The sequence below is a fragment of the Rhodopila sp. genome (assembly GCF_035548095.1).
In the GTDB taxonomy this organism is placed as follows: domain Bacteria; phylum Pseudomonadota; class Alphaproteobacteria; order Acetobacterales; family Acetobacteraceae; genus Rhodopila.
On record NZ_DASZUV010000005.1, the window covers coordinates 305,131 to 316,009 of the forward strand.

A 10,879-nucleotide genomic window follows, 5' to 3' on the forward strand; every position below is an offset into this window, starting at 1 on the left:
CCCGTTGCCCTCTTTGGCCTTCCTTTGGCGCGATCGCCGGTCGGAATCAACGGAGCTGCGCGAGGAACGCCGTCTCGTCCGGCATTTCCAGGCAGCGGCAATCCAGCAGCAACAGCCCCCGCGCAATGCGCCCGATCACCGGTCGGGGCAAGGCGCGCAACGACGCGGCAAGCCCTTCCAGGTCCGCGCCGCCGATGCCGACCGCGGCGGAGGGCAGCCGGTCGACCGGTAATGCCCCCGATCCGATCTGACTGCGGCACGCGCAGACCACCACCGGCCTGTCCGGCCAGCGCCCCGCCAGAGCCATGGCCACCCGCTCGGCGGTCCGCCGTATCTCGTCTGCCGGCCGAGCGAGAAGCCGCAGCGCGGGCAGCCGGTCGGCGAGCAGATCGGGCGCGAGATACAACCGCAGCACCGACTCCAGCGCCGCCAACCGACCCTTGTCCATCCGCAACGCGCGCTTGAGAGGATTGCGGTTCACCGCGGCGATCAGGTCGCGCCGGCCGACGATCAACCCGGCCTGCGGACCACCCAGGAGCTTATCACCCGAGAATGTCACCAGATCGGCGCCGTGACGGAGCGATTCGCGTGGCGTCGGCTCATGGGGCAGACCCCAGCGTGCGAGGTCGACGAGGCTGCCGCTGCCAAGATCCTCTACCAGCGGGAGGCCGGCCTCCCGCGCGATCGCCGACAAGGCGGGCGTCGGCACGGCGGCCGTGAAGCCGGTGATGGCGTAGTTCGCCTGATGCACTCTCAGCAGCGCGCCGGTCTTCACCGTGCCGCCCCGATTGGAACTCCCCCCACTGGAACTCCCTTGAACCGAGCCTTCCTGGATGGAGCCGCCGTGGATCGAACCCCCCAGGCATATCGCCTCCCGGTAGTCACGGGCATGGGTGCGATTGGTCGTGCCGACCTCGCGCAGGATGGCGCCCGACCGGGCGATGATATCAGGGATGCGAAAGGCGCCGCCGATCTCGATCAGTTCGCCGCGCGACACCACGACCTCGCGTCCCAGTGCCAGCGTATTCAACACCAGCACCACCGCCGCGGCGTTGTTGTTCACCACCGTGGCGGCCTCGGCGCCGGTCAGTTCGCACAGCAGCGGCGCGATGTGGTCGTCACGCTCGCCGCGGCCGCCGCTTGCCAGATCGAACTCCAGCGTGGTGGCGTTGCGCAGGGCCACCGCCGCCGCCTCCGCTGCCTCCGGCGGCAGCGGCGCCCGGCCCAGATTGGTGTGCAGGACCGTTCCGGTCAGGTTGAACACCGGCCGCTGGGACGCGGCAAAGCGCCTCGCGAGATCGTCCGCCGCCTCGTCGAGGAGGTCGGCTTCCGGCACGCCGAACCGGCCGGCGCTCCGTCGGCGCTCCAGCACGGCCCGCAATGAGGCGGTGACGGCGGTGCGGCCGAACCGGGCCAGCAGCACCTCGGTGTCAGGGGCACGCAGCAGCGCATCGACTGATGGCAGCCTGCCGGGTTGCTTTTCCACCGCGCCGCGCTCCACCTGTCCGTGCCCCGTCAGCGCGACGGTCCGCCGGGCGGCCGACCGTCCCGCTGGCCACGCAGCGTCATCGCCTTGTCGTTGCCAGTCACACTGCCCATCCCGCCAGCCGCCCAAAACGCGACAGCTGACCAGCATACGTCACGTAAGCGGCGTTGCGGCAGATCTACCATCGCAGCGGGCCGCGCCGCTGTCGCGCTGTCATAATGGCCACGTAAGGACCGGCCATCGGACCGGATGCCGCCACGGCGCGGCGTGCGATGGCGCGGACGTGCCCGATGCAGATCCTCCGGGTCTTCAGCCGCGCCCGATCCAGGGCATCTTGGTGGCCATGATGGTGACGAACTGCACGTTCGACTCCAATGGCAGGCTGGCCATGAACGCCACCTGCTGGCCGACATGGTCGACGTCCATGCGTGCCTCGACGGCGACCAGGCCGTTCGGCTGCATCTGTCCGGTCACCGTACGGGCAGTCATCGGCGTCGCCGCGTTGCCGATATCGATCTGGCCACAGCAGATATCGAATTGACGGCCGTCCAGCGCAATCGACTTGGTCAGCCCGGTGACCGCGTGCTTGCTGGACGTATAGGCCACCGAACCCGGCCGGGGATTATGCGCGGAGATCGAGCCGTTGTTGATGATCCGCCCGCCCATCGGCGACTGGGCCTTCATCATGCGGAACGCGGCGTTGGCGCACAGAAACATGCCATCCAGGTTCACCGCCAGCACCTTGCGCCACATCTCGAACGTGAAATCGCCGAAATTGGTCATCGGCACGTTGCCGCCCGCGTTGTTGAACAGCATGTCGCAGCGGCCGTATTTCGCTTTCACCTGGGCGAACAGCGCGTCCACCGACGCGGGGTCGCTGACATCGGTGGGCACCACCAGCGTGCGGCCGGGCGGGCCCATGCCAGCGGTTTCTTCCAGTGCGTCCTTGCGACGGCCGGCCAGGACGACGTCCCAGTCGGATTTCAGCAGGTTCAGCGCGGATGCGCGGCCGATGCCGCTGCCGGCGCCGGTCACGACGGCGATACGATTGGCCATGGAACGGTTCCTCCCCGGGGAATAACGGACGCCCATTCTGAACCGCGGCGCGCCCGGCGGGAAGATGGCGGCCGGCGGGTCATCGGCGTCACGGCGCCCGGCTGCCCAGGGTGTGGATGCGTGCCGGATTACCGGTTCATCATCACCGCCAGCGACGCATTCTCCAGCACATGCCGGGTCACGCCGCCCAGGATCAGCTGGCGCAGACGCGAATGCGAATACGCACCCATCGACAGCAGGTCGCAGCCGAAATTCCTGGCCGCCTCCAGCAAGCCCGCACCGACCGATCCGCCGACGGCACGGAAGGTGATGATCTCCGGCATCACGCCGTGCAATGCCAGGTAGGCGGCCAGATCCGGCGCACCGGGGCCACGCCGCTGGTAGCCCTCGGCGGTCAGGATCGCCACCGCCTCGGCGCGCTGCATCCACGGCATCGCCGCGGTCACCGAAGAGGCCGACTCCGCCGTGCCGTTCCATGCGACGCATACCCGTGAGCCGATCGAAGTCTGCACCGCGTGCGGTGAAATCAGCACCGGGCGCCCCGAATCGAACAGCACCGCATGCAATGCGTCCGAGGACGAGACGTCATCGTCGGACTCCGGATGCGGCACGACCGTCAGGTCCGCCAGGCGGGCCTGCTGGGCGACGATATCCTCCTCCCTCCCCATCACGGCCGCGAAACTGGCGGTGGGGTGGTCGAGCAGGCTGTGCGCCTCCTGCACCGCGACATTGTGGCGCGCAACGAAGTGCTCGAACATCGTGCGCACGGCATGGGCACGCTCCGAGCTCTCTTTCTCCGTCGCGGACATCATTTCCTCGATCATCGCGCCGGACAGGCCTTCCCCGGCCAGTGGAGCGACGTCGCGGCTATCTACGCGCACGTGCAGCGCCAGCATGTGCGCGTTCCATCGGCGGGCGATCATCAACGCGGTGGCAAGCGCCGCTTCACCCGCGGCGGTGCCGGTCAGCGGCAACAGGATCTTGCGGATGGCCATGGCCTAGGTCCTTCGGGAAGTTCTGCGCTTGGAGCAATGCAGGTTTGCGCGGCCACTGCAAGCGCAATCCGGCGCCGGGCCGAGGCGCCCCGGTTCACGGATGAGGGATCAGGGGAACAACTTGCTGCGGACCCAGGCGTCGCCGGCCCCGCGCTGATAGATCGTCCGGTCGTGCAGGCGGAACGGCATGTCCTGCCAGAACTCGAACAGGTCGGGCGTCACCCGATAGCCCGACCAGTATGGCGGGCGCGGCACCTGGTTCGGATACTCCGCCTCATAATGCGCGACCCGGTCCACCAGCACCTGCCGCTCGGCCAAGGCGCGGGACTGCCGCGAGGCCCAGGCGCCAAGCTGGGACACGCGCGGGCGGGTGGCGAAATAGGCATCGGCCTCGGCATCGGTCACCGAGGTGACGGTGCCTTCCACACGGACCTGCCGATGCAGCGACTTCCAGAAGAACAGCAGAAAAATGTGGGGGTTGGCCTCCAGCTCACGCGCTTTGCGGCTTTCCTTGTTGGTATAGAAGACGAAACCGGCGTCATCGGCATCCTTCAACAGGATTGCCCTGGCCGACGGCCGCCCATCCGGTGTCGCGGTCACGACGATCATTGCGTTCGGGTCATTGATCTCTTCCTTCGCGGCGTCCGCCATCCAGGCGCGGAACTGAACGAAGGGTGATGGGTCGAGCGGCGGCAGATCCGACATGATGCGTGTCCCTGGTTGAATGGGCCGGATCGGGATAGGACGGCGGCACCGATCCGCCAAGCCATGATCCGGGTCATGGACAGCCGTGCTTCCGGCGGATTGCCTAACCTCCGGAAATGGCCATAAGGGCGGCTATTGCCCGCCACCGGCTGGCATCGGGCGCGACACGCCGACTGTTCATCCCAGTGGAGAGACCCATGAAAGACACCTTGCGCCCCGATCCGCACCAGGAAATACGCGATGAGGTGAAGAAGCTGTGCGCCCGCTTCCCCGGCGAGTACTGGCGCAAGCTGGATGAAGTCCGTGGCTACCCGACCGAATTCGTCAAGGCACTGACCGAGGCGGGCTATCTGGGCGCGCTGATCCCCGAGGAATATGGCGGCGCCGGCCTGCCGCTGTCCGCGGCGGCGGCGATCCTGGAGACGGTACAGGCCGAGGGCTGCAACGGCGCCGCCTGCCATGCGCAGATGTACATCATGGGCACGATCCTGCGGCACGGCACCGAAAAGCAGAAGAAGACCTACCTGCCAAAGATCGCCACCGGCGAACTGCGCCTACAGGCCTTCGGCGTGACAGAACCGACCAGCGGCACCGACACGACCAGTCTGCGCACCTTCGCCAAGAAAGAAGGCGATCATTACGTCGTGAATGGCCAGAAGGTGTGGACCAGCCGCGCGGAACATTCCGACCTGATGCTGCTGCTGGCGCGCACCACGCCGCGCGACCAGGCTGCGAAGCGGACCGAGGGGCTATCGACCTTCATCGTCGACATGCGGGAGGCACTGGGCAAGGGGCTGACGATCCGGCCGATCCGCACGATGATGAACCACAACTCGACCGAGGTATTCTTCGACAACATGATCGTGCCGGCCGAGAACCTGGTCGGCGTCGAGGGCCGCGGCTTCCGCTACATCCTGGACGGCATGAACGCGGAACGGCTGCTGATCGCGGCGGAATGCATCGGCGACGCGAAATGGTTCCTGAACAAGGCGACGGACTACGCCAAGGAGCGGAAGGTGTTCGGCCGGCCGATCGGGCAGAACCAGGGCATCCAGTTCCCGCTGGCGAAGGCCTACGCGCAGATGCGGGCGGCGGAGCTGATGGTGCATGCCGGCTGCGAGAAGTTCGAGGCGGGTGAGACGCCCGGCGAGGAAGCCAACATGGCGAAGATGCTGGCGGCTGATGCGTCCTGGGCGGCGGCGGAGGCCTGCGTGCAGACGCATGGCGGGTTCGGCTTCGCCGAGGAATACGATGTCGAGCGGAAATTCCGTGAGACGCGGCTGTATCAGGTGGCGCCGATCAGCACGAACCTGATCCTGTCCTACATCGCGGAGCACGTGCTGGGACTGCCGCGCAGCTACTGACATCCACGGGGACCTGGCGCTGCGACAATTGCCGGACCGCTTTGGCGGGGACCGGGGCCGACCAGCCGATCGCACGCGGGTCCCAAGGTCCGGCGACACACCGGGGCGCCCCGGTTTGGGCAAGTCGTTTCGCTATATGCGTTTTCGCTACAGAGGCCGCCGGGCGCCCTGCCGCATCTTGACGGGTAGCCAGCGCGGCCCCTGCCCGGTTAGCCTGCCCGTGATCCGGCGGCACGATCGCCTTGCCGGTCGTCACAACGCGGAAAGGCATGCAGCATGACCGAAACGACCGGCTCCGGACTGCCCATGGCCGACGCGGAAACGCGGGCCTTCTTTCTGGACTGGCTCGACACCTTCGCCAGCCATGTCCGCGCCGTCGACTATGCGCCGGCGCGGCCGCTGTTTCATCCGTCGATTCTCGCCTTCGGCACGCATCAGGACGTATTGCCGGACCGCGAGGCGTGGATCGCCACGCAGTGGGACAATGTCTGGCCGAAGACCAGCGATTTCCGGTTCACCCTGGATGCGGCGCAGGTGCTGGCGTCGGACGATGTCAGCATGGCCGTGGTGATCGCCCCCTGGACCAGCACCGGCTACCATCCGGACGGTTCGGCCTTCGACCGGCCCGGCCGCGCGACGATGGTGTTTCATCGGAAACCGGATGGCGGCTGGATCGGCGTGCATACGCATCTGTCGCTCAATCGTGGCGTGCCGCAGACCAGTCATGCCAACCGCCCGGTCAAGTCGCGGTAGCGGCGGCAGGGCAGTCGGGTGCAGGCGGCCTGTCGTGCGACTGGCACAGCGCGTTTTGAAAGCCGCCGCGGCTCCCGAAGGAGACACGCCGATGGCAATCACCGTCTGAGACGCCGGAGTTCCTGCAACCTGCAGAAGGCGACGTGGCTGGTCGACGAACTCGGCATCCCGCACACACGATAAGGTATTTCTGATCTGGGCCGTCGGCGAGGTTCGCGGGCCGCGAAGAAGGGACGCCAGATTATTGGCAAGGCGAGTGACGGTGCACCGCACGTAACTCTCCGAGCGAGGTCAGGAGACGATCATGGCGATGGGATATCTCAACACATTCATTGCTGTCGCGCCGGACTGTCCAGTGGGCGCGGGTATCGTTCCTGATCGACCACGGTCGATCGCCGGCCTTGAATACATGTTGCTGGCCGCCAATCCGTATCGCTTTACCGGCAAAGATCTCATCCTGGCGGTCCACGCACGGCATAAGAGCATCGATGACACTGATATCGAGCCTTTCAAGTTGGCGCTGTTTTCCAGATCGCACCCTTGCCTTCGCGCGTCTTTGTTGCCGAATCGCTACGGCTGGGGAGCGCACTATGATGCTAGCGGTCGGATCGCTCTTTATGGGCTTGGGACTGACGACTATCGACGCTTCACGTCCCAACCGGGTATCAAGGTCATTCCGGCTATGCGGAACCGGAGACTATGACCGCTCCGTCGTGCACGGTGCTGACCGTCTTTTTTCCCACGCCTGCCACCGCGCGGCAACGGAGACCGGCGAATGACCGCGGCGCAATCTCACCGCCTCGACTGGCCGGATCCTGACAATCTACTGGCCTTTCCTGCATTACATAGGACTCTTGCGTGCGTTGGAGACTGCCGACCCGACGCTTTACCCGCGTGTCGCCTGGGATATTGATCGACCACCGCTCAGACCGCGGCTGTTTCTTGCACGGAAAATGACCGCTGAGCAAATTTCAGAAATTGCCGTCGGGGGGATCGAGACGATTGCGGCAAGTTATGAATTTGACGACCGCGAAGGTTTGAACTATTCTCGAAAGGAATGCTGTAAGCTGTTTGCGGGGGAGGCAAGGGTATCCCTTGTCAATCAGCGCGAGCGCATCGACCTCTTGGCAAGCTTAATGAGCGATGTAGCCGTCAAGGACGACAAAACGGAACCGGTGGACCCGACGCCGCTGTGGATGCTCTTCGATCAGGGGCATCAGCATTTCCTTGCACGGCGCCAGTCGCCTTGCGGCCATCGGCCTAGCCGTACTCACTCTCGTTCCGGAGATGCGAGCAGGACGCGTCCGCCCCTACATCATCGATGGCATGTCCGAAGCAGATGGTTTTCCTTTGCATTTCCAATCTGGCGTGGTGCGACGACGCTGACTGCCGTCCGCGCTTTGCTCTGCCATCCGAATTTGCGTGAGCCCGAGGGGCTCAAGCATCCAGGGGTCGATCATGTTGTCGTCGTACAGCGAATTTCGCTGGGAAAATACATGAACTTCGCACGCGCCCGGCCAATCTAGCGGATTGAGCATATTCATGCCGACCGACAACCAGCTCGAATTCCACCTTCCCGCTCCGCCGGTCAGCGGGGATATGCCGCTCATTCCGGCACGGATGGTGAATGAGTTCGTCTATTGCCCGCGTCTTGCCTATCTCATGTGGACCCAGGGCGAGTGGGCGGAGACGGGCGACACGGTCGAGGGCAATCGCGTCCATGCGCGGGTCGATCGTCCCAGCGCACCGCTCCCCGCGCCGCAGGCTTTGGAAGCCGGCGAAGCGCCGGCGAGCGACAAGATTGTCAGCCGGTCGTTGACGCTCTCCTCGACCGGCCTGGGTGTCGTCGCCAAGCTCGACATTGCCGAGGCGGACGACGGCGTGGTGACGCCTGTCGATTACAAGCGGGGCAAGCGTCCGCATGTCGCGCAAGGCGTTTACGAACCGGAGCGCATCCAGATCTGCCTCCAGGGATTGCTGCTCGAAGAGCACGGTTATCGCGTTGAGGAAGGCGCCATCTATTATGCCGAGAGTCGGGAACGGGTACGCATTGTGCTGGATGACGATTTGCGCACCGCGGCGCGCACCGCCGTTAGCGAGCTGCGATTGACGGTCTCGCAAAGCCGGATTCCGCCGCCTCTCAAGGACAGCCCGAAATGCCCGCGCTGCGCGCTCGTAACGATCTGTCTTCCCGACGAAATCCGCTCACTGTCCGGCTCCTCGCTCGCGCCGCGAACCATCGCCGTCCCGCCCGACGAGGCGCTGCCGCTGATCGTGCAATCCCAGCATGCGCGAATAGGCAAGGAAGGCGAAACGCTCAAGATCACGGACGGCGAGAAGGGCGAAGCGCAGGTGCGCTTCATCGATATTTCGGATGTAGCGCTGTTCGGCAATGTATCCATCACCACGCCGGCCCTTGCGGCGCTGCTCGAACGCGAGATTCCGGTAACCTTTCATAGTCACAGCGGCTGGTTTCGTGGTGTGGCTCACGGCGTTGGTCACCGCAATGTCGAGGTCCGCACGGCGCAATATCGCTTAAGCTTCGATGAGGCAGCCTGCCTGCGCTTCGCCAGGGAGCTGGTTGCGGCAAAGATCACGAACCAGCGGACGATCCTGCGCCGGAATTGGCGCAGGGCCCCGGAAGAGCGACAGACGGCGCTCGACCGGCTTGGGGCGGCACGCAAATCCGCGGGTGGCGCGGCGACTCTGGCGCAGTTGCTTGGCGTCGAGGGCGATGCGGCGGCCGTTTATTTCCGCGCCTTCGCGGGTCTATTGAAACCGCCCGAGGACAAGCAAGGCGGCGGCGAACTGGCGCCATTCCGCTTCGAGACGCGCAATCGTCGTCCGCCGACCGATCCGGTCAACGCGATGCTATCGCTCGCCTACGCGATGCTGACCAGGCATTTGACGATCGCGTTGGCATCGGTGGGGCTCGATCCCTACCGGGGCTTCTATCATGCGCCGCGTTATGGCCGGCCAGCGCTGGCACTCGATCTCATGGAGCCATTCCGCGCGATCATTGCCGATTCCGTCGTGCTGTCGGTTGTCAACACGGGCGAAGTCGGGCCGAGCGATTTCGTCGTGGCGGTGACAGGCACGGCGCTCACGCAAGCGGGACGGCGCCGCTTTGTCGAGGCCTTTGAGCGTCGTCTCTCTCAGGAAACGACGCATCCGGTCTTTGGCTATCAGGTGAGCATGCGCCGCATGCTGCTGGTTCAGGCGCGATTGCTGTCCCGGTTTCTTTTGGGAGAGCTGCCGACCTATCCTCATTATTTGCCGCGGTAGCTTACCCATGGCCGACGAACGCCTCTTCATCGTGACCTACGATATCTCCGACCAAAAGCGTTGGCGTCGCGTTTTCAAGGCAATGCATGGATATGGGGAATGGATCCAGCTTTCCGTTTTCCAATGTCGTCTTTCGCAGCGGCGTCGCGCCGAGCTTGAGACGCGACTGCGTGAGTTGGTGAAGAATGGCGAGGATCACGTTCTCCTGATCGATGTCGGACCGGCCGACAAGGTCGAGTTGGCCATGGAGAGCATCGGCAAAACGTTCTCAAAAATGGAACGCCGTGCTACCGTCATATAGCAAGATCCGGTAAGACCATCCGTGATTCCGACAAAGTTGAGCGGCCGATAGAATGCATTTCGTAGTCGCCGGGTACTTTCGAGCGGTGAGGGGCCGAGCGGAACCCCGCACCCGCTCGAATCTCGATAGATTGTTGGAATCATGAGGCTCTTTGACATTGTTGATACGATATCGTATGAGAACTGACAGGCGGCGCCCGTCGTCCGGGGCCACCGGTCGAAAATGTGGCGAGATTGCCTTGGTATCCAAGGGCTTGTAGGGTGGCTGCTTCCGAGGTACGCGCGCCTCGGCCTCATTGAAGCTACGGCACGCCGAGCATCGCGGATCAGATCATCGTAGCTTCCGAGGTACGCGCGCCTCGGCCTCATTGAAGCAACCCTCGCCTTGTTGTTGTTCGATTGCGATGAGCAGAGGCTTCCGAGGTACGCGCGCCTCGGCCTCATTGAAGCCAGAAAGGCGATCATAGGTTCTCCTCAATGGGTCTCGGCTTCCGAGGTACGCGCGCCTCGGCCTCATTGAAGCTCCAGGTCCCGCTCCACCATCACGTGGATGATCTGGTCGCTTCCGAGGTACGCGCGCCTCGGCCTCATTGAAGCGCACTCGCCGTCGGCGGTGCTAGAGATGATCGGCAACCGCTTCCGAGGTACGCGCGCCTCGGCCTCATTGAAGCTCGCTGGACAAGCGCGCCTGATTCGGTCTTCATCCCTGGTTGCTTCCGAGGTACGCGCGCCTCGGCCTCATTGAAGCGTCAGCGCTATCCACGCCCGTGATCGTGCCGGCGTTCTTGCTTCCGAGGTACGCGCGCCTCGGCCTCATTGAAGCTTGGACCCCAATCTGGTCGCGTCGAGATGATATGTGAGCTTCCGAGGTACGCGCGCCTCGGCCTCATTGAAGCCCAGCCCATCACGAGAGAATAGGTCATTTCTCCGCGGAG

10 protein-coding genes and 1 CRISPR repeat array are annotated in these 10,879 nt (G+C 64.6%); of the genes, 6 read left to right on the plus strand and 4 right to left on the minus strand.

Annotated elements, in window-relative coordinates; genetic code table 11:
- Positions 1-46: 46 nt before the first annotated feature.
- The 4 genes from VHC04_RS07435 to pdxH all read right to left on the minus strand — a co-directional run bounded on the left by VHC04_RS07435 (position 47) and on the right by pdxH (position 4,242).
- Positions 47-1,486: an L-seryl-tRNA(Sec) selenium transferase gene (locus tag VHC04_RS07435; protein WP_325679605.1), complete on the minus strand. Its 1,440-nt coding sequence runs from the start codon at positions 1,484-1,486 to the stop codon at positions 47-49.
- A 309-nt stretch (positions 1,487-1,795) separates the two neighbouring features.
- Positions 1,796-2,542, minus strand: coding sequence for an SDR family oxidoreductase (locus VHC04_RS07440; protein ID WP_325679607.1), 747 nt, complete (start codon positions 2,540-2,542; stop codon positions 1,796-1,798).
- Positions 2,543-2,670: 128 nt separating this feature from the next.
- Positions 2,671-3,537 carry a universal stress protein gene (locus VHC04_RS07445; RefSeq protein WP_325679609.1) on the minus strand — a complete coding sequence of 289 codons (867 nt, stop codon included), beginning with the start codon at positions 3,535-3,537 and terminating at the stop codon, positions 2,671-2,673.
- 108 nt (positions 3,538-3,645) lie between these two features.
- Positions 3,646-4,242: a pyridoxamine 5'-phosphate oxidase gene (gene pdxH, locus VHC04_RS07450; protein ID WP_325679611.1), complete on the minus strand. Its 597-nt coding sequence runs from the start codon at positions 4,240-4,242 to the stop codon at positions 3,646-3,648.
- 197 nt (positions 4,243-4,439) lie between these two features.
- Between pdxH and VHC04_RS07455 the strand changes: the two genes are divergently transcribed.
- The 6 genes from VHC04_RS07455 to cas2 all read left to right on the plus strand — a co-directional run bounded on the left by VHC04_RS07455 (position 4,440) and on the right by cas2 (position 9,945).
- Complete coding sequence (locus VHC04_RS07455; protein ID WP_325679613.1) at positions 4,440-5,606, plus strand: acyl-CoA dehydrogenase family protein; 1,167 nt, start codon at positions 4,440-4,442, stop codon at positions 5,604-5,606.
- Between the two features lie 276 nt (positions 5,607-5,882).
- Positions 5,883-6,359, plus strand: coding sequence for a YybH family protein (locus VHC04_RS07460; protein WP_325679616.1), 477 nt, complete (start codon positions 5,883-5,885; stop codon positions 6,357-6,359).
- 304 nt (positions 6,360-6,663) lie between these two features.
- Complete coding sequence (locus VHC04_RS07465; protein ID WP_325679618.1) at positions 6,664-7,062, plus strand: DUF6157 family protein; 399 nt, start codon at positions 6,664-6,666, stop codon at positions 7,060-7,062.
- A gap of 160 nt (positions 7,063-7,222) precedes the next feature.
- Positions 7,223-7,885, plus strand: coding sequence for a hypothetical protein (locus tag VHC04_RS07470; RefSeq protein ID WP_325679620.1), 663 nt, complete (start codon positions 7,223-7,225; stop codon positions 7,883-7,885).
- Positions 7,886-7,901: 16 nt separating this feature from the next.
- Positions 7,902-9,644 carry a CRISPR-associated endonuclease Cas4g/Cas1g gene (gene cas4g/cas1g / locus VHC04_RS07475; protein ID WP_325679622.1) on the plus strand — a complete coding sequence of 581 codons (1,743 nt, stop codon included), beginning with the start codon at positions 7,902-7,904 and terminating at the stop codon, positions 9,642-9,644.
- 7 nt (positions 9,645-9,651) lie between these two features.
- Entirely contained in the window at positions 9,652-9,945 is a 294-nt protein-coding gene (gene cas2 / locus VHC04_RS07480) for a CRISPR-associated endonuclease Cas2 (protein WP_325679624.1), read from the plus strand.
- A gap of 266 nt (positions 9,946-10,211) precedes the next feature.
- Positions 10,212-10,840: direct repeats of the CRISPR family, unit length 36 nt; unit sequence GCTTCCGAGGTACGCGCGCCTCGGCCTCATTGAAGC.
- The last annotated feature ends 39 nt before the right edge of the window (positions 10,841-10,879 follow it).

Excerpts from the sequence above, each read along its gene's own strand:
- VHC04_RS07455 (WP_325679613.1), top strand. The coding sequence starts at position 4,440 with ATGAAAGACACCTTGCGCCCCGATCCGCACCAGGAAATACGCGATGAG.
- VHC04_RS07445 (WP_325679609.1), bottom strand. The coding sequence starts at position 3,537 with ATGGCCATCCGCAAGATCCTGTTGCCGCTGACCGGCACCGCCGCGGGT.
- pdxH (WP_325679611.1), bottom strand. The coding sequence starts at position 4,242 with ATGTCGGATCTGCCGCCGCTCGACCCATCACCCTTCGTTCAGTTCCGC.
- cas4g/cas1g (WP_325679622.1), top strand. The coding sequence starts at position 7,902 with ATGCCGACCGACAACCAGCTCGAATTCCACCTTCCCGCTCCGCCGGTC.
- VHC04_RS07460 (WP_325679616.1), top strand. The coding sequence starts at position 5,883 with ATGACCGAAACGACCGGCTCCGGACTGCCCATGGCCGACGCGGAAACG.
- VHC04_RS07465 (WP_325679618.1), top strand. The coding sequence starts at position 6,664 with ATGGCGATGGGATATCTCAACACATTCATTGCTGTCGCGCCGGACTGT.
- cas2 (WP_325679624.1), top strand. The coding sequence starts at position 9,652 with ATGGCCGACGAACGCCTCTTCATCGTGACCTACGATATCTCCGACCAA.
- VHC04_RS07440 (WP_325679607.1), bottom strand. The coding sequence starts at position 2,542 with ATGGCCAATCGTATCGCCGTCGTGACCGGCGCCGGCAGCGGCATCGGC.